At 63.9% G+C, this 19,183-nt stretch carries 21 protein-coding genes; 8 read left to right on the forward strand and 13 right to left on the reverse strand.

The window, feature by feature from the left end; translation table 11 throughout:
- Positions 1-267: 267 nt before the first annotated feature.
- Together SG26_RS14405 and SG26_RS14410 are read right to left on the reverse strand one after the other, a co-directional pair.
- Positions 268-783 (reverse strand): lasso peptide biosynthesis B2 protein, encoded by a 516-nt coding sequence (locus SG26_RS14405; protein WP_318526335.1) that lies wholly within the window; start codon positions 781-783, stop codon positions 268-270.
- A complete protein-coding gene (locus SG26_RS14410; protein ID WP_023843231.1) occupies positions 686-982 on the reverse strand; it encodes a PqqD family peptide modification chaperone in 297 nt (98 codons plus the stop codon). Before SG26_RS14410 ends, SG26_RS14405 begins: the two co-directional genes overlap by 98 nt.
- A gap of 150 nt (positions 983-1,132) precedes the next feature.
- Between SG26_RS14410 and SG26_RS14415 the strand changes: the two genes are divergently transcribed.
- Positions 1,133-2,941, forward strand: coding sequence for an ABC transporter ATP-binding protein (locus SG26_RS14415; RefSeq protein ID WP_050037939.1), 1,809 nt, complete (start codon positions 1,133-1,135; stop codon positions 2,939-2,941).
- Between the two features lie 33 nt (positions 2,942-2,974).
- On the opposite strand, the gene SG26_RS14420 is transcribed toward SG26_RS14415, so the two are convergent.
- Both SG26_RS14420 and SG26_RS14425 read right to left on the reverse strand, forming a co-directional pair.
- Positions 2,975-3,475 (reverse strand): hypothetical protein, encoded by a 501-nt coding sequence (locus tag SG26_RS14420; protein WP_050037940.1) that lies wholly within the window; start codon positions 3,473-3,475, stop codon positions 2,975-2,977.
- On the reverse strand, positions 3,472-4,383 hold the full coding sequence (locus tag SG26_RS14425) for an RsmB/NOP family class I SAM-dependent RNA methyltransferase (RefSeq protein ID WP_050038294.1): 912 nt from the start codon (positions 4,381-4,383) through the stop codon (positions 3,472-3,474). The genes SG26_RS14420 and SG26_RS14425 overlap by 4 nt, the downstream gene beginning before the upstream one ends.
- 51 nt (positions 4,384-4,434) lie before the next feature.
- Here SG26_RS14425 and SG26_RS14430 point away from each other — a divergent pair, with 51 nt between their 5' ends.
- The 4 genes from SG26_RS14430 to SG26_RS14445 are packed head-to-tail and all read left to right on the forward strand — an operon-like array spanning position 4,435 to position 8,120.
- Positions 4,435-5,208, forward strand: a complete 774-nt coding sequence (locus tag SG26_RS14430; RefSeq protein WP_079980829.1) for a proteasome assembly chaperone family protein — start codon at positions 4,435-4,437, stop codon at positions 5,206-5,208.
- The gene (gene sppA / locus SG26_RS14435; RefSeq protein ID WP_050037941.1) at positions 5,208-6,203 is read left to right on the forward strand and encodes a signal peptide peptidase SppA; all 996 of its coding nucleotides are present in this window, start codon (positions 5,208-5,210) and stop codon (positions 6,201-6,203) included. The genes SG26_RS14430 and sppA overlap by 1 nt, the downstream gene beginning before the upstream one ends.
- Before the next feature lie 40 nt (positions 6,204-6,243).
- Positions 6,244-7,365, forward strand: a complete 1,122-nt coding sequence (locus SG26_RS14440) for a DUF373 family protein (protein WP_050037942.1) — start codon at positions 6,244-6,246, stop codon at positions 7,363-7,365.
- 35 nt (positions 7,366-7,400) lie between these two features.
- Positions 7,401-8,120, forward strand: coding sequence for a diphthine--ammonia ligase (locus SG26_RS14445; protein WP_014040163.1), 720 nt, complete (start codon positions 7,401-7,403; stop codon positions 8,118-8,120).
- Between the two features lie 28 nt (positions 8,121-8,148).
- Here the strand turns inward: SG26_RS14445 and SG26_RS14450 are convergent, their stop codons facing one another.
- The gene (locus SG26_RS14450) at positions 8,149-9,117 is read right to left on the reverse strand and encodes a sugar phosphate nucleotidyltransferase (protein ID WP_050037943.1); all 969 of its coding nucleotides are present in this window, start codon (positions 9,115-9,117) and stop codon (positions 8,149-8,151) included.
- An 84-nt stretch (positions 9,118-9,201) separates the two neighbouring features.
- On the opposite strand from SG26_RS14450, the gene SG26_RS14455 reads away from it, so the two are divergent.
- Positions 9,202-9,849, forward strand: a complete 648-nt coding sequence (locus tag SG26_RS14455; RefSeq protein WP_050037944.1) for an NUDIX hydrolase — start codon at positions 9,202-9,204, stop codon at positions 9,847-9,849.
- 25 nt (positions 9,850-9,874) lie between these two features.
- Here SG26_RS14455 and mce read toward each other — a convergent pair whose 3' ends face one another.
- Both mce and SG26_RS14465 read right to left on the reverse strand, forming a co-directional pair.
- Entirely contained in the window at positions 9,875-10,264 is a 390-nt protein-coding gene (mce, locus tag SG26_RS14460) for a methylmalonyl-CoA epimerase (protein ID WP_014040166.1), read from the reverse strand.
- A gap of 81 nt (positions 10,265-10,345) precedes the next feature.
- Entirely contained in the window at positions 10,346-12,028 is a 1,683-nt protein-coding gene (locus SG26_RS14465; RefSeq protein WP_050037945.1) for a methylmalonyl-CoA mutase, read from the reverse strand.
- Positions 12,029-12,156: 128 nt separating this feature from the next.
- Here SG26_RS14465 and SG26_RS14470 point away from each other — a divergent pair, with 128 nt between their 5' ends.
- The gene (locus SG26_RS14470) at positions 12,157-12,630 is read left to right on the forward strand and encodes a peptidylprolyl isomerase (RefSeq protein ID WP_014040168.1); all 474 of its coding nucleotides are present in this window, start codon (positions 12,157-12,159) and stop codon (positions 12,628-12,630) included.
- A gap of 19 nt (positions 12,631-12,649) precedes the next feature.
- On the opposite strand, the gene SG26_RS14475 is transcribed toward SG26_RS14470, so the two are convergent.
- Entirely contained in the window at positions 12,650-13,234 is a 585-nt protein-coding gene (locus SG26_RS14475) for a GNAT family N-acetyltransferase (protein WP_050037946.1), read from the reverse strand.
- A 108-nt stretch (positions 13,235-13,342) separates the two neighbouring features.
- On the opposite strand from SG26_RS14475, the gene SG26_RS14480 reads away from it, so the two are divergent.
- On the forward strand, positions 13,343-14,047 hold the full coding sequence (locus SG26_RS14480) for a helix-turn-helix domain-containing protein (protein WP_050037947.1): 705 nt from the start codon (positions 13,343-13,345) through the stop codon (positions 14,045-14,047).
- Between the two features lie 28 nt (positions 14,048-14,075).
- Here SG26_RS14480 and SG26_RS14485 read toward each other — a convergent pair whose 3' ends face one another.
- From SG26_RS14485 to SG26_RS14505, 5 genes are read right to left on the reverse strand one after another with little or no spacing between them, the layout of a single operon-like run.
- The gene (locus tag SG26_RS14485; RefSeq protein WP_014040171.1) at positions 14,076-14,813 is read right to left on the reverse strand and encodes an ABC transporter ATP-binding protein; all 738 of its coding nucleotides are present in this window, start codon (positions 14,811-14,813) and stop codon (positions 14,076-14,078) included.
- The gene (locus SG26_RS14490) at positions 14,806-15,561 is read right to left on the reverse strand and encodes an ABC transporter ATP-binding protein (RefSeq protein ID WP_014040172.1); all 756 of its coding nucleotides are present in this window, start codon (positions 15,559-15,561) and stop codon (positions 14,806-14,808) included. Before SG26_RS14490 ends, SG26_RS14485 begins: the two co-directional genes overlap by 8 nt.
- A gap of 1 nt (position 15,562) precedes the next feature.
- On the reverse strand, positions 15,563-16,711 hold the full coding sequence (locus tag SG26_RS14495; RefSeq protein ID WP_050037948.1) for a branched-chain amino acid ABC transporter permease: 1,149 nt from the start codon (positions 16,709-16,711) through the stop codon (positions 15,563-15,565).
- Complete coding sequence (locus SG26_RS14500; RefSeq protein WP_050037949.1) at positions 16,711-17,655, reverse strand: branched-chain amino acid ABC transporter permease; 945 nt, start codon at positions 17,653-17,655, stop codon at positions 16,711-16,713. The genes SG26_RS14495 and SG26_RS14500 overlap by 1 nt, the downstream gene beginning before the upstream one ends.
- A gap of 9 nt (positions 17,656-17,664) precedes the next feature.
- Positions 17,665-19,014: an ABC transporter substrate-binding protein gene (locus tag SG26_RS14505; RefSeq protein WP_050037950.1), complete on the reverse strand. Its 1,350-nt coding sequence runs from the start codon at positions 19,012-19,014 to the stop codon at positions 17,665-17,667.
- Between the last annotated feature and the right edge of the window lie 169 nt (positions 19,015-19,183).

Below are 19,183 nucleotides of genomic sequence, written 5' to 3' on the forward strand. Positions count from 1 at the left end.
CGTAGCCATTGACCGGTGCCAGTGTCGAGGATCAATAAAGGAGGGATCAGTTAGATACGTGAACCGACTGCGGACTTTAACTCCACTTCCCGTATCCGTCGTCGTGGTCCCACCAGTTCGTCTTTTCTTCGACAGTTCCATACGTTTCGACCGACGGCGTTTCGTATTCCTTCATGGGTTACCCCCGCCTCTGGTTTCAGATGTAGGTGTATTTGTTATAGTATCCATTACCGTTGAATTCACACAGAATAGCGTGTTTACTATCCGTTAGCCACGTACTTCGCGTTCCGTGAGTGTGCGGAAGCGCCCGAAGTCGTCGACATCCCCGATAAGGACAGCCCCGTTAGACTCGATCCAAGCGTGAGCCTCGAACGTCTCGGACTGGGTGTCCACGCCGAAGCGGAGACGATGCGGCAGGTTGTTGGCTACCAGCAGTGTGCTACCAGTGAGCGCTCGGTCAAGACAATCGTAGGTACCCGGAAGACGTGATCCCGCTGTCAGAACCGCCCACCGCACTGACTCTGGTGACCCGGACTGACGATGACACGGGAGGTACTGAGAGACTATACCGAAATATCGCTCTGCGTCCTCCAGCCCAGCGACTGCAAGCAATACCTTGCTCGCAACGATCAGTACCACAGCTTCACAGAGCAATAGCTTCTGCGCCCGTGGCAACGCCCTGAACTCACGGAGTCGGGCTCGCATCGATCTTGACGAGTTGCTCCGCGGCAAGCGTTTCCAGGAATCGTTCCACGTCAGTTGCCACTCGGTCTCTGTCGACATCGTACTCCTCGACTAGCGTTGAAACGATAGCCGCTGGTTCCGTCGGTTCCTGGATTCGGTCCCAGATGTCCGGGCCGACGCCCGACAGGCCCTGGTACCGCCCCGTCTCGTTGTTGAGCAGCACGATCTCGCCGTCGATAGTCGTGGTCACACAGTTATCAGTTGCGACGACAGTCGATCCAGAATCTATCGCGACCATATGAGGACTCCAGGGATACTCGCACTATTTGTTATGGCCTCTTTTCGTCGCCGTCACAACCCAGACAGGTGGTAGACGCTCCCTTCGCTCCCGTACTGCCCAACCGTAGTGAGTCGGTAACTATGTTACATAGCACTCGCATCCGGAACAATGACTGATACTCCCTCCGTCAGTGAAAAATACGCATCGCTGCGCCGTGTGGCACTGTATCGTCCGGCGCTGACGGGGAGTATCGTCGCCGCCAGCCTCTTCGTGATGCTGCTGGAGGGCGTTGGCCTCTCGTTCCTGTTTCCCATACTCGACGCTGCACAGGGCGGGCAAGGCCTCCCACTGCAGGCGGACGGCGTCACCGGCCAGTTCCTGTCCGCGTACGCCGCCGCCGGACTGCCGCTCACGCTCGAATCCCTGTTACTCGGTCTCGCGTGCGTGATGGTCGTCCGGTTCACGGCATCGTTTGCGGTGAAGTGGCTCGCGGCGAAGCTTACACAGACGTACGAACGCGATCTCAAGAACAGGGCCTATGAACTGGCGATGGGCGCGTCGGTCGCCTACTACGACGACAAGGGCTCCGACGACATCATGAACACGATTCTGACACAGACCCGGTACGCTGGCCGTGTCATCGGCCGGATTATCCAGTTCTTCCAGCAGGCAATCCTCTGTCTAGTGTATATCGGGATCGCACTCGCTATCGCTCCGGTGCTGGCAGTCGGTGCAGCTGTCGCTCTCGGCGGTGTCACGGCGATCATCAGATACGGCATCGAGCCCGGGTACGCCGTCGGCGACCGTGTGGCGACGGCAAACGAACGGCTGCAGGAGACAACACAGGCGGGGACACAGGGTATCCGTGACGTGAAGCTGTTCGGTATGCGCGACGGACTGCTTGCCGAGTTCCGGGCCACGCTCGACCGATACACCTCGACCAGCATCGCCGTTCGCCGGAACGAGGTCGCAATCGGTAGCTTCTATCGGCTCTCGGTCTCGCTGCTCCTGTTTGGGCTCGTCTACGTCGCAATCAGTTTTCGGGCGCTGTCTATCGCGGAACTCGGCGTGTTCCTGTTCGCGATGCTCCGACTCGCGCCCCGACTGAGTTCGCTCAATTCTACCATCTACGCCGTCGAGGGAGAGCTCCCACATCTGGTTCGCACCCACCAGTTCATCGACCGCCTCGAAACCCAGCAGGAGCCCACTGGCGGGCAGCCAGTCCCGGACTGCATCGAGGAAGTCGCGTTCGAGAACGTCTCGTTCGCCTACGAGGACGAGCCAGTGCTCGCGGACTTCTCGATGGCTGTCGAGCGAGGCGAGTTCGTCGGTATCGTCGGTGAGTCCGGTGGTGGCAAATCGACAGTCGTCTCGCTGCTCACTCGGCTCTATGCGCCGGATAGCGGTGACGTTCTGGCGAACGGGACGCCGATTTCGACCTATGCCCTCGACGAATGGCGTGACGCTGTTGCGATGGTCCGACAGGACCCGCATATCTTCAACGACTCCTTGCGGTACAACCTCACCGTCGGCAGGGATATCTCCGACGAGACGCTGTACGAGGTCGCCGAGAAGGCCCTCGTCCTCGAATTTCTCGATGACCTTCCGCAGGGGCTCGACACGGTGCTGGGCGACGACGGCGTGAAACTCTCCGGCGGGCAACGCCAGCGCGTCGCACTGGCCCGCGCGCTGCTGACGGACGCAGAGATACTCGTACTCGATGAAGCCACCAGCGACCTCGACTCGAACCTGGAACGGCAAATCCATCGAACCGTCGAGACGCTCGACGGGGACCAGACCGTGATCGCAATCGCCCATCGGCTCTCGACCGTCTCTAACGCCGACCGAATCTACACCGTCGAGGACGGGCAGGTCACAGAACGGGGCAGCCACGCCGAACTGCTTGACGACGACGGCACGTACGCGGAGTTGTACGCGATGCAGGGAACGCCGGCCGCGAAGTCTTCCAGCGGTTGAGCCGCTCTCACCTGCCCGGTTGTACCGCCCGGTTCAGACCTCTCGCCGACGACCCTTCGGCACCTGGGACCTGAGTTCGCCGTACACGTACAGGCCGACGCCGACCGGTTCGGCCTCGCCGGCGAGGTCGTGGGTAACGACGAGATACCCCCAGTCGCCGTCCCAGTCGAGTTCCTGATCCTCGCCCGCGACGAACGCTCGGGCAGTGTCCTCGTCGAGGTGAATGACGTTCTGGCTGGCGTGCTCGCCGAATCGCTGGACGGCCTCCAGCGTCGGCTTCCAGTGTTCCTGGCGCGTCCGCAGGAACGTCATTCCAAGGCCCTCGATGTCGACAGGCGATGGCGGACTCCCCTGATACAGCCACAGTTTGCCAGCGCCGCGTTCCCAGAACGTGTATCCCTCGAAAGTCTCCGGCGGGACGCCGAACCGCTCGGTCCAGAAGTCGAGGACTTCCTCGCGGGTCGCCCGCTCGGGGCCTTCTCGCTCTTCGTCTGTCTCTGGGAGCCGTGTGAACTCCGTGCTCTGGTCGCTCATTCCGCGGGTACCTCCAGTTTCGCACAGAAGAACCCGCCCGTGTCGTTGTGATGCGGGTAGATGCGCTTGGCGTCGGCGACGCTGGGGTCGAATGTCTCGTCCTGCCACTCGGTGATGCCGGGGGCGTGGTCGAGCGGGAGGTCGTAGTCCACAATTTCGCAGGCCGTCTCGCCGAGAACGAAGTCCAGTACGGCCTCGTTTTCCTCCGGGGCAAATGTGCAGGTGGAGTAAACGACGGTTCCGCCGGGTTCGGTCACTTCGACGGCTCGCTTGAGGATTCCTTTCTGGACGCCGGAGATGCCTTCGACGTGCGAGAGCGTCCAATCTTCCAGCGTATCGGGGTTCTTTCGAATGGTCCCTTCACAGGAACAGGGGACGTCGACGAGTGCCCGGTCGTATCCCTCGCCGCCGAAGGGCTTGAGCGAGTGGTTGCGCCCGTCCTCGTGGGTGACAGCGACCGTGGTCGCGCCCAGCCGCTCAGTGTTGGTCCGTAGCGCCGAAATCCGTCCGAGGTTGTTGTCGGTTGCGACGACTTCGCCGGTGTCCTCCATCAGCGCGGCGAGCTGAGTCGTCTTGCTCCCCGGTGCCGCACAGGCATCCCAGACTCGCTCGCCAGGCTGGGGGTCCAGTACGGTCGCCGGAATCACGGACACTTCCTCCTGCCCGTGAATCCAGCCGTGGAAGTACGGCCAGTTCGCGCCGGGGGAGTCCTCGGGCAGGACGAACAGGCCGTCGTGCCAGTCGACGGGTTCGTAGGCGATGTCCGCGTCCGCAAGCGCCGTTCGGACCCTCTCGACGGAGGCTTTGATGGTGTTGACCCTGACAGCCGACGGTAGCGGGCGTTCACATGCGTCGATGAACGCCTCGAAGTCGTCGATGATGGGTCGGTAGCGGTCGAGTGGTTCCATTGTCCGGCGTTCGCTGGCGGTCGGTTTGTGGGTTTCGAACGGCACTGGCCCATGGCTTTCAAGCCGCCGGCGGCCGATACCACAGACATGGCACACATACAGGTCCACCGCGACGACATTTCGCTCGATTCCCCGACACTGGTCGAGGGGCTCCCGGGCGTCGGACTCGTCGGCAAGATAGCCGCCGACCATCTCGTCGACGTCTACGATATGGAGTACTACGCGTCAGCCCACTGCGAGGGACTGCCAGAAATCGCCGTGTACGGGACGGACGATCCGGACGTTCGCCCGCCGGTCCGACTGTACGCGGATGAGGGCCGTGACCTGCTCGTCCTCCAGAGCGATGCACCGATCTCCCCGTCCGGCGCGAAGGAGTTCGCCGGCTGTATGGTCAGCTGGTTCGAGGCCAACGACGCGACGCCGATCTACCTCAGCGGCCGTCCTGCCGAGAAAGACGGTGTACCGGACGTGTACGGCGTCTCAACCGGCGACGGGGCGGCGATGCTGGAGGAGGCGAACGTGGACTCGCCCTCGGAGAACGGCGCGATCACCGGGCCGACCGGGGCGCTGGTCCACGAATCACAGCGGGTCGGGCTGACGAGCATCGGGCTCATCGTCGAGGCCGATCAGCGCTTTCCTGACCCGGAAGCGGCGCGGGCGCTCCTGCAGACGGCGATAAGCCCGCTGGCCGACTTCGAGGTCGATACCGAGGCACTGGTCGAGCAGGCCGAGGAAATCGGTCGAGCCAAGGCGCAACTCGCACAGCAGCTTCAGGAAAATCAGGAGGAGAGCACGAGCGCACAGCCGCTCGGGATGTATCAGTAATGGCGGGCACAGACGACATCGTTCGTGGGTTACTGGTCGTAATTGTGGTCGGTATCGGCACGGTCCTGGGCTGGGTGCTGTTCGTCAGAACGCCCGACAACCTCGCCCAGTTGCTCGGCGTCCTGCTGGTCGTCGCTGTCGCCGTCGCCACCGCCCGTATCGGCAGCAACATCGCCGGTTCCCTCCTCCCGGCACACAACGTCGCGGAGGTCGCCGTCGAAGGGCCGATCAGCCGTGACGGCGGTGGCGGCATCACCAGTCCACCGGTGGGCGCGTCGGCCGACGACATCGTCGAACAGATAGACCGTGCCGACGCGGACCGGGGCTCAGAGGCGCTGCTCCTGAAACTGAACACGCCGGGCGGCGAAATCGTCCCCAGCGAGGACATCCGCATCGCCGCCGAGGAGTTCGACGGCCCGACCATCGCCTACGCCACGGACGTCTGTGCCAGCGGCGGCTACGACATCGCCGCCGGCTGTGACGAGCTCTGGGCGCGCGAGGGCTCTATCGTCGGCTCGATCGGCGTCGTCGGCTCGCGGGTCAACGCCAAGGAACTGGCAGACCGCCTGGGCCTCTCCTACGAGCAGTTCACCGCCGGCGAGTACAAGGACGCCGGCGTGCCGTTGAAGGAGATGACCGAGGACGAGCGCGAGTACCTCCAGGGTATCGTCGACGACTACTACGATCAGTTCATCGACACCGTTGCCGAGGGCCGCGAGATGGACGCTGAGACGCTCAAAGATACCGAAGCGCGCATCTTCCTCGGCGACGAGGCGGAAGAACGTGGGCTCGTCGACCGGCTCGGCACGCGTGATGACGTCGAGGCGAGCCTGGAGCAACGGCTGGGCGAGGCTGTGACAATCAAGGAGTACGAACCCGAGCGCGGCCTGACCGGCAAACTCCGCGGAGGCGCACAGCAGGTCGCCTTCGCCCTCGGCGCGGGTATCGCCGGCGTCGCCGACGGCGATATCGAGGGCCTCTCCTTCCGGCGATAGCTCGGGAGGTTTTTTATTCGGGGACCGCCTTCGCCGTAGTGTGACTACGCTGGTGGTGTGTATCGACAGGGACAGTCCGGCCGCAGCGGCGTGTCCCGTCGTCGGCCGCGACGCCGTCGAGTCACTCATCACGCAGACGGGCGTCGTAGACCCGGAAGACAGCCGGGTCAACTGTTTGCTGGAAGGGCTCGCGGTCGCGGACGAACTCGAAGCCGAGGGGTCCTCGCCGGTGCTTGCCGTCGTCGGCGGCGGGAGCGACAGTGTCGGCTCGGACCGGGAGATCGCCAGCCAGATCGACGACCTGGTCGCCAAGCACGACCCGGACTCCGCGGTCGTCGTCGTCGACAGTGCCGACGACGAGCGGCTGGTTCCCATCATCGAGAGTCGCGTCCAGGTCGACGCCGTCGACCGGGTCGTCGTTCGTCAGGCCCGCGACATCGAATCCACGTACTACCTGCTCAAGCAGTTCCTGGCCGACGAGGAACTGCGCAAGACGGTGCTGGTCCCCGTCGGGATCATCATGCTCGCGTTCCCGCTGTTGCTCGTCGTCACCAGCCCGACCATCGCCGTCGGCGCTATCGCGGCCGCCGTCGGCGTGTTCCTCATCTACAAGGGACTGGGTATCGACGCATACCTCTCCCGACTTCCCAGCCAGACCCGGGAAGCCCTGTACTCGGGACAGGTGTCGCTCGTGACCTACGTCGTCGCCGCCGGCCTCTCGCTCGTCGGCATCTTCGCCGGCGTGCTGGGCGTCTCGGCGGTCGGCGATATCAGCCCCTTCCTGCTTGCGAACCGCTTTGCCTTCGCGTCCGTGCCGTGGCTGACCGGCGCGGCGCTGGCCGCTTCGCTCGGTCGCCTGCTGGACGAACTCATCCAGCAGGAAGGGGTCCGGAGCGCGTACGTGAACCTCCCCTTCGGTGCGGTCGCGGTCGGGCTGGTCGTTCGCGGCTTTTCTGCGTACTTCCTCGAACGCGGTGGCGTGTTCGAGCCGTTTCAGGTGCCGGAGACGAACCTCGGCATCGTTCAGGTCCAGGGGTTCATACTGGAGGCGGGGACCCGCCTCGGGCTGTTCATCCTCGCAGGTATCCTCATCAGCATCGTCGGCGTCCGGGTGGCGACCTACGTCAGCCACACCGATATCGAGGACGAACTGGTGGAATAGACAGCGATTTACGCCGCCGCCGGCTACCGGCGGCTATGACAGACGGCGCGTGGGTTTCGCTGTTCTCCGGCGGCAAAGACTCCTCGTGGGCGTTGTACCGGGCACTGGAACGGGGCCACCCTGTCGAACATCTGGTGACGGTCCACCCGGAGGGCGACTCCTACATGTACCACGTTCCGGCGACTCGACTGGCCCGCCTGGCCGCCGAGAGCATCGGTATCCCACTGGTGGAAATCGAGCCCGATGACTTCGAGGCCGACGACGTGCTCGACTCCGGCGACCAGGGCGACGCCGAACTCGAACCGCTGGAGGCCGCGCTACGCGAACTCGACGCCGAACTGGACGGCGGCATCACCGGCGTCACCGCTGGCGCAGTCGAGAGCGAGTACCAGACGACCCGCATCGAATCGATGGCCGACCGCCTCGAAGCCAACGTGTTCGCGCCGCTGTGGCAAGAGAACCCACGCGACCTCGCCGACGCGATGCTCGACGCCGGCTTCGAGATACGGATCATCCGCGTGGCCGCCTACGGGCTCGATGAGTCCTGGCTGGGTCGCACGCTCGATGCCGACGCGCTCGACGAACTGGAGGCGCTCAACGACGAGTACGGCGTCCATATTCTCGGCGAAGGCGGCGAGTTCGAGACGCTCGTCACCGACGGGCCACACATGGACCGCCGGATCGAACTGGAGTACGAGACGGAGTGGGACGGCAGTCGCGGGACGCTACAGATCGAAGACGCGTGGCTGGCGTAATCGGGAGAATCAAGACGGCTAGGCGGAGTCAGTCGCCGTTCGTCAACTGTGTGTGTGCGCCGATGAGCGCTCCGGCGAGGTCCAGACTCTCGACCTGCGTATCCCGGTCGATAATCGACTCGCGGATGTCCGAATCGAGGATGGTCGTGTCCGGGAACACGATGGTGCCGTCGAGGCTGGAGTTGACGATTTCTGCCCCCGAGAGGACGTGGACGTTCTCGCCGAGCGTGGTGTTCTCGATGGTGGCGTCCTCTGCGACGACGTTGTCGCCGTCGAGTTCCCACGCGACGGCCTCCAGATAGCTTTCGGGCGTCCCGATGTCGTACCAGGCGTCGTCGAAGGTGAACGCCCGGACCGGACCGTCGTCGACGAGCCACTGGATGAACCAGCCGGGTTCGTCGGGGTTGTTTCCATCTTCGAGATACTCGTTGAAGCGAATCGCATCGGCCGGGAACGCGTAGCAGGCAATCGAGACGAGCGTGCTGTTGGGGTCGTCGGGCTTCTCTTGAAAGTCCATGACTTCCTCGCCGTCCAGTTCGATGAGGCCGTAGGAACTCGCCTTCTCCCGCGAGCCGACGTCGTAGGCGGCCAGCGTGGGGTCGTCGTACTGCTCGAAGTAATCGACGAAATCGGCGATGTCGAAGCTGATGAGGTTGTCGCCAGCGATGACCAGCAGGTCCTCGTCGCCGAGCCCCTCCCGGTCGACCAGTTGGGCGAGCGCGCCGACGACGCCGAACTTCTCGTCCTCTTCGGCGGTTTCCTCGACGGTCAGGGACGGCTTCTCGAAACTACTCGCGGCGATGTGGTCCCGGAAGTCGTCGGCAAAGCGCTGATTCGTACTGACGAACACGTCCGAGATGCGATCGTCCTTCTCCAGTTCGCCCAGAATCCGGTCGATGACAGTCGTCTCACCGACTGGAAGCAGCATTTTGGGCCGGTTCTTGGTGACAGGCCAGAGCCGGGTGGCGTACCCGCCTGCGAGGACAATCGCTTTCATGTCCGGAAGCAGACAACCAGAATACAAGTTCTTTTTCATCGGCTGGACCGCGGCACTTATCGGTGGCCCGCAGTATCACCTCGTATGACTGGCGACGACACCCCGGCCGACGCGGAGGCCGGCGACGCGAACCTCACAGAGAAAATCAACCAGACGAACGTCGACAAGCGCATTGCGAGCCTGGAAGCGGCCTACGACGAGGTTCCGGTCACCGAGGAGGCCTTCGAGCTGTCGCCCGACGAATACGCTAACGTGTTCGCTGCGACACGCGGGACCGGCTACTCCGGAAACAGCGTCGTGTTCGTCACTCGGGACGGCTCCGAGTTCCCGGAGCTAAGCGACCAGATACCCGATCAGGCGGCCGGCGACACCCGCAACCGCGTTCTGCTGGTGCTGGGCCGCGGCGCTGATATGTGGGCGCTGCCGGGCGGCGGCAAAGGCGACGAATACGAATCGGTACAGGGGACCGCCGTCCGCCGCGTCAACGAACAGACCGGCATCCGCTGTACGGTCACCGGCGTCGCAGAGGTCGTTCACTCGAAGTACTATCCGGATACCGACGCACAGGGATCGGTACACACGCTAGACATCTACCTCGAAGCGGAGTACAAGAAGGGAAGCCTCGATGTGGACGAGTCGGAACTCGTTGGAGCGGCGTGGTTCGCGGAGCCGCCCGAGCGGCTCACGCCCGGTGCCGAAGAACGGTTTGCAGCGTTGCTCGACGACGAGTGAATCCGGGCCCGGGACGAGAAGCCGATTAGTGTTCGACTAACTCCACGAGCACCCCGCCGGTCGTCTTCGGATGGAGAAAGGCCACGTCGTGTCCCCACGCGCCGGGCCGCGGCTTCTCGTCTATGAGGTCGATGCCGCAGTCACTGACTGTCTCTAGCGCGGCAGCGATGTCGTCTGTCTCCAGGGCGACGTGATGGATACCCGGGCCGTTGCTGTCGAGATATCTGGGAATCGCGCCGTCGGCGTCCGGCAGCGGTTCCAACAGTTCGAAGTACCCGTTGCCCATCTCCAGAAACGTCACCTGCAGGCCGTCGAACGTCTCCTCGTGGACGACCGGTGTTTCGAAAGCCTCGGCGAACAGTTCCACGAGCGGAGCGGCGTCGTCAGTTGCGATACCGGCGTGGTCGAATCGCATGGACGGCCGTACACCGGGGTAGCTTATAATTCTGGAGCACAGATGGCTCGAAAACAGGACGGTCCCGCGTTTCGACCGACCTTACATCGACGAACCGGGCTGGTACTCGCCGAACACGTCCCGGAGCACGTCACACACCTCGCCGGTCGTGGCGTACACCTTCACGGCGTCGATGATGTAGGGCATGACGTTCTCGTCGCCCTCGGCGGCCCCCCGGAGCGCGTCGAGTTTCGCCTCGACGGCCTCCTCGTCGCGCTCCTCCCGGACGGTGGCCACGTTGTCTTGCTGGGCCTGTTCGACGGCCTCGTCGACTTCCTCGATGTCCTGTTCGCCCTCTTCTTCGACCTGATACTCGTTGACGCCGACGATGATGCGCTCGCCGGCCTCCTGTTCGCGCTGGCGCTCGAAGGCCACGTCCTGGATCTGGCGCTGGACCCACTGCTCCTCGATGGAGCGGCGCATCCCGCCGCGGTCGTCGACCTCCTCGATGAGGTCGCGGGCCTCGGCTTCGAGTTCGTCGGTCAGCGACTCGACGTAGTAGCTGCCGGCTAACGGGTCGATTGTGTCGGCCGCGCCGGATTCGTGGGCGAGTATTTGCTGGGTCCGCAGCGCAGTCCTGACAGACTGCTCGGTCGGCAGGCCGATGGCCTCGTCCTTGCCGTTGGTGTGGAGGCTCTGGGTCCCGCCGAGGACCGCCGCGAGTGCCTGGTAGGACACGCGTACGACGTTGTTCTCGATCTGCTGGGCGGTCAGCGTCGAGCCGGCGGTCTGAGTGTGGAACTTCAGTTGCTTGGACTTGGGGTTCTGGGCGTCGAAGCGCTCGTCCATGATTTTCGCCCAGAGGCGACGCGCGGCCCGGAACTTCGCCACCTCCTCGAAGATGTTGTTGTAGGAGGCGAAAAAGAACGACAGTTGCGGGGCGAACTCGTCGACATCGAGGCCGGCCTCGATGGCTGCCTCGACGTACTCGATGCCGTCCCCCAGCGTGAACGCGATTTCCTGAGCAGCCGTCGAGCCGGCCTCGCGGATGTGATACCCCGAGATGGAGATGGTGTTGAACTTCGGCGTCTCGGCGGCGCAGAACTCGAAGATGTCGGTGATGAGCCGCATCGACGGCTCCGGCGGGTAGATGAACGTGTTCCGGGCGATGTACTCCTTGAGAACGTCGTTCTGGATGGTCCCGCGGAGTTCCTCGCGGTCGACGCCCTGCTTGTCGCCGACGGCGATGTACATCGCCAGCAGCACCGACGCGGGGGCGTTGATGGTCATGCTGGTCGACACCTCGTCCAACGGGATGCCGTCGAACACGGTCTCCATGTCGTCCAGCGAGTCGATGGCGACGCCGGTTTTGCCGACTTCGCCGGCAGCCATCGCGTGGTCGGAGTCGTAACCCATCTGCGTCGGGAGGTCGAACGCCATCGAGAGCCCAGTCTGGCCCTGGTCGAGTAGGTAGTTGAACCGCTCGTTGGTCTCCGTCGCAGTTCCCATCCCGGCGTACTGGCGCATCGTCCAGAGTCGGCCTCGATAGCCGGTCGGATACACGCCGCGGGTGTACGGTTCCTGGCCGGGGAAGCCCAGATCCTCTTCGTAGTCGAGATCGGAGATGTCTTCAGGGGTGTACAGACGGTCTACTTCGTGTCCCTCGGTGTCCGTGGTGAACGTCTCCTTGCGTTCGCCAAAGCGGTCGACGGTGGGCTGGACGTCGTCTTCCTCCCACTGAGCCTTCGACTCCCGTATCTCTTCCAGCTCGTCGGGGTCAAACATGGACGGATTGTCGGACGGCGGAGGCTTAAGGGTTCTTAAATCCTTCACGGTTTATAATGCATCCCGTCACGATACGGCAGCGCGCTGTTCCGAGGTGGGTTTATATCGTCGGTATCTATCGAGGACGTATGCCAATCGAACCGGGAGACGGCGTCACCATCGAGTACGTCGGCCGCTTCGAGGACGGGAGCGTCTTCGATACGTCACGTCCCGAAGTCGCCAGAGAGCACGGACTCATCGAGGCACAGGGCGTCGAGGCGAGCGAGTACGCACCGCTTTCCTTCACCGTCGGTGCAGGGGATATCATCGAAGGGATCGACGAGGCCATCGTCGGAATGACTGCGGGTGAGGAGGCCACTGTCACGGTGCCTCCGGCGAAAGCCTACGGGGAGTTCCAGGCCGACCGCGTCCGCGAGTACGACCCCGAGACGTTCGAGGGTATGGTCGGAAAAGAGCCGGAGGTCGGGCTCCACGTCGAGGCCGAGAACGGCCTCCACGGGGACGTGACTGCGGTCCGAGACGACGCTGTCGAGGTGGATTTCAACCACGAACTGTCCGGCAAGACGCTCGTGTTCGATATCGAAGTCGTCGACGTCAGATAATCCGTCCGTCGTCGGATAATCAGTCGCCCGTGTCGTACTTGTAGGTCGCTTCGTCGGGATCGATGCCGAAGTCCTCGGGTCCCTCCTCCGGCTCGGGTTCCTCGGACTCGCCGGCACTGGCCTGCTTGAACCGTTTGCGGAGGTGCCCCGGTACTTCGAAGCGGTCGATGGCCACCCGGAGCGGCACCGCGTCGGGCTGGATGTTCTCCTGTTTGGTCGCGAGCCGGTCCCGGAGCCGGTCGGGGAGTTGCGCCGGTTCGATGCGCTCGAAGCCGAACTGGGAGAGATACTCCGAGGCGTTCGTCAGCGAGTAGACTGTGTCGAACCCCTCGTCGCCGGCGTACTCGACCAGGCGCTCGATGACGTGTGCGCCGACCCCCTGGTTGCGCCACTCCGGCAGCACGCCGATACTCGTCAGTTCACAGACGGACTCCTCGTCGCTCTTGTGAATACGGATACGGCCGAACCCCGCCTTCTCGTGGCTCTCCTCGTCGATAGCGACGACGTAGTCCCGGGATCTGAAAGCCGTCTCGTCCAGCCCCATCTCCTCGATACGGTCGAGCAACCAGACTTCCTCTCGGTTTTTCGCATCCCGGACGTACATACTCGAAAGTTAACTGCCGCAGTCAAAAGGGTTTGCGGCGTGACTGGCACGGTCGGGTTACGTGGCGGATAGGCAATCACTAAGAGAGTTCAACATGATTGATTACCCATGATCTCGCTCGAGATGGACATGGTCCAGTACGACTGTCCGTATATCGACACAACACGGGACTACGAAGTGTCGTTTCTGGCCAAGCAGTGGGATTTCCACCCTGTCGAGCGGGAGTTGGAGACGCGGATCATGGTCAACGGCGCGGACCGGGAGGAACTGGATCGCGGGCTGAACGCACTGGAGACGCACGACCACATGGAGTCCTATCAGCTTCTCCGCCGGAAGGGCGACCTGGCGCTCATCCGCTCACGAATCGACGAGACGAACGCGATGAGCGTCATCCGCGACCACAGCGGCTACATTACCGGGCCGTTCCGCATCCGGAACGGGTCGGAAATCTGGCACGTCGGCTTCGATACCGAACGCGTCGCGGAGGGCACCCTGTCTGAACTGGAGCGGGACAACGACTACACCATCCGGTCCCGCGAATCGGTCGACCTCGAAGACTACTACGACCTGCTGCAGAACATCGACTCGGCAAAGCGGCTGGTCGATGGCTGCCGGGAGCTGTCGGATGTGGAGCGGGACACGCTGGAGAAAGCCGTCGAGGGCGGCTACTTCGACACGCCGCGGGACGCCACCCTGTCGTCGCTCGCCGAGGAGTTCGATGTCTCTAAGATGGCTATTTCGAAGAATCTGCGCCGCAGCCAGCGGAAAATCCTCGACCGCGTCACGACGGCGATGAACGACGTGACCGAGTAGGCCACCGATCCGGCGCTCCGGTTTTCCGCTACTCCGTACCGCTCCCCTGCATCAATTTCTGGATGTCTTCGTCGGCCGCCAACTCCTCCGGGTCGCCGCTGGCGACGATGTCGCCCCGTTCGATGACGTACAGGCGGTCGACGACATCGGGGACGTGCGTGACGTTGGACTCCGCGATGAGCACCGCGATGTCGCGGTCGTTAATCTCCCGGATGTAGCGTTTGAGGCTCTCGACGACGACCGGGGCTAGCCCCTCTAGCGGTTCGTCGAGGATGAGCAGGTCGGGCTGAAGCGCTAGCGCCCGGCCAATAGCGACCATCTTTGCCTGGCCGCCACTGAGGTTCTGGACCTTCGCGTCCCGGCGGTCGTCGAGTTCGGTCAGCACGTCGTAGACGCTCTCGATGACCGCGTCCTCGTCGTCGATACCGCGGGCCTTCCCACTGGTCCAGATGGGGAGCCGGAAGTTTTCGTCGACAGTCATCCCGGTGAACAGCTTCCGGTCCTCGGGCTGGTAGCCGATGCCCCGCTTGGGAATCAGCTCCGATCGGATGTCGGTCAGCTCCTCGCCGCGGAACCGGACCGAGCCGCTCCAGACTGGCGTCAGGCCCATGATGCCCCGGAAGGTACTCGTCTTGCCGGCCCCGTTCCGGCCGACGAGGCCGACCGCCTCGCCGGCGTTTACGTCGAGGTCGACGTCCTCGGTCACCTGAAACCCCTCGACGGCGGCGTTGAGACCGCGGACGGACAGCAGGGCGTCGCTACTCATCGTCACCCACCCCCAGGAGGAGCCGTCGGAGTTCGTCGTCCGTTTCGAGCATCGTCGGCGGACCGACCCCGTGGACGGTCCCCTGATGGAGGGCGACGACGCGGTCGGCGTACTCGGTGACGATGTCCATGTCGTGCTCGATGGTGACCGTCGTGACGCCCTCGGCTCGGCCGACCTCGACGATGGTCTCGATGACGTACTCCTTCTCGCGGGTCGACACCCCGGAGGTCGGCTCGTCGAGCAGGAGGTAGTCCGGGTCGAGACCGAACGACATCGCTACGTCCAGTAGCTTCCGGTCGCCGTGGGGCAGTTCCTCGGCAATGGTATCGGCCGCGTCTTCGAGCCGGAACTTCGCAAGCAGTTCATCGACCTGTTTTTCGACCTCCTCGTGACCGTCGGCCATCGAGAAAAGGCTCCAGGTCTTGCCCTGTTCGGTCAGCACCACCGTCCGGAGGTTCTCCCGGACCGTCATCTCCTCGAACACCTTGACGACCTGGAAGCTCCGGGCGATGCCGGCGTCGACGCGCCCGTTTGCCGACATGCCGGTGATGTCGTCGCCGTCGAGGACGATGGAGCCCTCGTCCGGCGAGAGAAAGCCGGTCAGCAGGTTGATGAACGTCGTCTTCCCGGCCCCGTTCGGGCCGACGATGAAGACGAGTTCGCCGTCCTCTTTCCCGAACTCAAGCGTGATGTCGTCAGTTGCGACCAGTTCACCGAAGGACTTCCGCAGATTGCGTGCTTCGAGCATATCAGTCGACTCCGAAGAGGATTATTCGCAGGCTGGTCAGCGACTCGGCCACCTTCTGCTCTATCGATTGCACGGCGGTCCGGCCCCACGATGACAGGACGGAGGGCTCTCGACGCAGTTCATTGAGCCGCGTGTTGACGATGCCGCCGGACCGGAGCGAGCCGACGATTCCCCGCGGGAAGCCGTACACCAGGATCAGGAGCACCACACCGGTCAGGAACTCGTAGTACTGGGTCACGTCTTGCCCCACGTCCTGCAGGAAGACGAGGACGACACCGCCGATGAGCGGGCCGACCAGCGTCCGGAACCCGCCCAGTATCGCCATGAACAGGATGTCGCCCGACCGGAGGAAAAACAGCGTCCCCTCCGGGCGAACGTACTGGCGGACGACGGCGTACAGCCCGCCCGCGACGCCGCCGTAGATGCCCGAGATGACGAACGCGGCCCAGACGTAGCGGCGGACCGGCAGGCCGATGAACCGCGCCCGGGTCCGTTCCTGCCCGATGGCGTCGAGGGCGTTTCGGAACGGCGACTGCGTGATGCGGTACATCACGAACAGGCCGATGAGGATGACGACCACTGTCAGGTAATACGTCAAGATCTGGTACACGTCGGGGCTAAACGCGGTCCCGAACAGGAGCGGCTGGTTCGCCGGCCCCGGCCGGATCGGGAGCCCGTCGCTCCCGCCGAGCGCGCTCTGGCCGAGCGCGATGGCGTACAGGAGCTGGCCGAAGGCCAGCGTCAGGAGGGCGAAGTACAGCCCGGTGTGTCGCAGGGATAGCACTCCGATGATGGCCGCCATCACCGTCGCGGCGGCGATGGCCCCGAGCAACAGCAGGCCGACGCTCTGGACGCCGGCGTAGCGGGCCAGCACTGCGGTCGCGTACGCGCCGGTGCCGAAGAAGGCCGCGTGGCCGAACGACGTGAGCTTCGTGTGGCGAAGCAGGAGGTTCAGCCCGACCGCCGCGAAGCCAAACAGCAGGCCCTGGTGGATGACGCTGAGCTGGAGGCTGTCCGAGAGGCTCGCGACGTCGGGAATGATGAACAGGAACACCACCCCGAGGGCGAGGAAGGCCGCCTCCCGGCGAGTCACTTCGACCCCGAGGAAGCGGTACGCCGGCGTCCCGTCGCGGTCGACGCGCTCCGGCATCACGCCGTCTCACCCCACGTCCCGAACAGCCCTTCGGGCTTGACTAGCAGGATTAGCGCCATGATAGCGAACGGGGCGGCGATCTCGCCCGGCGGGTACAGCGTAATCATCCAGCTCCGGATGACACCGACCAGGAGCGCGCCGACGAATGCCCCCCGGAGGCTGCCGAGGCCGCCGATGACGATGACGACGAACGAGAGCACCAGCGGGTTGGTGCCCATCTCCAGGGTCGCCGACGTGGGCGGGACCGCCATTGCACCGGCGAAACCGGCGAGGAAGGCTCCGAGCGCGAACACCAGCGTGAACACGCGGTCGGTGCTGACGCCGATGGCGGTGGCCATCTCGCGGTCGATGGCCGTCGCGCGGATGATGCGCCCCGTCTTTGTGCGCTCGAAGAACCAGAACAGGCCCACGACGACGACCGAGCCGACGAGGATGACGAACACGTTGTAAGTCGGGTAGTTCAGCCCGACGAGTTCGCTCGTCGGAATCGTGTTGATGGCGCTGTACACGGCGTCGGTCCGTATCGAACTGTCCCCCCAGATGAACTTCTTCACGTCGAGGAGGATGAGCAAGAGGGCGAAGGTCAGCACCAGCTGGTACACCTGGTCGCGGTCGTAGATCTGCCGGAGGAACACCGCCTCGAAGAGGGTCCCGACGGGGAGGAGGATGGCTGCTGTCACCAGAACGGCTGCGAGAACCGCGAGAACGAACACGGCGGTACCGACGACGTCGCCACCCGGTGGGCCGACGACACCGATAATAAACCCGAACACACCGATGGCGGTGTACGCGCCGATGGAGAACAACTCTCCGTGGGCCAGGTTCAGGACGTCCAGGATGCCCAGGATGACGGTCAGGCCCGAGGCTATCATGAACAGAATGAACCCGAACTGGATGCCGTTGAGCGTCTGGACGAGCGCGGCTGTGGGTGTTACGGCCATGGCTCGGTATCAGGCGCTCCAGCTGTCCAGCCAGTCGCTGCCGGTGACGCCCGGCGGCGGCGCGGTCTCGGTCGCCGCGTAGGTGTTCACGTCGTCGAGCCTGGCCGCGCCGAGGTCGTCGTCGTACACCATCTGGCCGGCGAAGGAGTTCGACGCGCCCTGGTGGTCCTCGGCCATGTTGTGGTAGCCGGCCGGTGTGAAGAAGCCGTGACCCTCCAGAACCTGCGCGATTTGCTCCTGGCTCGGGTAGGTGCCCAGCAGGTCGATGGCCTTCTCAACGGCCGTCGCCCACGCGGTGACCGCGCCGTAGCCGCTCATGTAGTGAGCCGTCGGGACCGTCACGCCCTCTTGCTGTGTCGCGGCGTCGAACAGCTCCCGGCCGGGCTGCCAGTTGCCCAGCGCCGGCTTCCCCCAGTAGTAGTTGCGCGACCCGGAGTAGATATCCGCCCCGGCCAGCGCGTCGCCCGGTACGTCGCCGGCCGCGCTGTACAGCGTCGTGCCGAACACCGTCGTGTTCTCGAACATGTCGTTGGCGTTCGCTTGTCGCACGAATGTCGTCACGTCGCCGCCCCACAGGCTGGAGAAGGTCACGTCCGGCTCCTCGTTGTTGATCGAGGTGATGTGGTTCGACATGTCGCTGGCTCCGAGTTCCGGGAACCCCTCGTAGACGATTTCGGCGTCCGTGAGTTTCTGGATTGCCTGCGTGAACACCCGCATCTCGTCCTCGCCGAAGGAGTAGCCGGGGTTGACCCCGGCGACGGTCGAGATGTTGTCCGCACCGATGCGCTCGACGGCCTCGCGGGCCATCGTCACCACCTCCATGATGTCGTAGTTCTGGAAACGGAAGGAGTAGGTCGGGTCAGGGACGGTCTCCTCGTAGAGCGTCGTCACCGTCCCGTCGGTGCTGACGTTGATGATCTCGTTTTTCTCGACTTCGGGGGCGATCTGGCTGTGCGTGCCGCTGGAAATCGGGCCGAACGTGACCTCTTTTCCCTCCTCGATGAACTGGTTGTAGCTGTCGAGCGGGTTCGACCCCTCGTTGACGACGTCCAGTTCGATTTCGCGTTGTCCACCGACACCGCCGGCTTCGTTGATGCGCTGGACGGCGAGTTCGGCCCCGCGCTGGGCCTGGATACCGAGTACGCCCGGTGCGCCACGTGTGAACGTCAACAACCCGGCCTGTATCGGTTCGTCGGAAATCTCACCGCCGGACTGCTCGCCCTGATCCGCTGTTTCACCGTCGCTCAGCAGCGTCGAGCAGCCAGCGAGTGCTGCGGCGACGGCCGAGCCGCCGACGGCGGAGAGCAGTTTTCGCCTGCCGATGCCACCAGTGTCATGGTCCGTTGTCGTTTGTTCCATAGGTGTGTCCCAATACGCCCCGGATGAGTCCGGGATGTCTGGTCACGCGGTGTGTGCCACGCTCACAGGGATGACTGATTCTTCCGACGTAACCCCCGAATAACGGGAGGTTTACACGTAAACCACGTCGTCGGTGAGACAGCGGAGCAGCGTTCTCGCGCCGGGCTGT

Source organism: Haloarcula sp. CBA1115 (assembly GCF_000827835.1).
Classification (GTDB): domain Archaea; phylum Halobacteriota; class Halobacteria; order Halobacteriales; family Haloarculaceae; genus Haloarcula; species Haloarcula hispanica.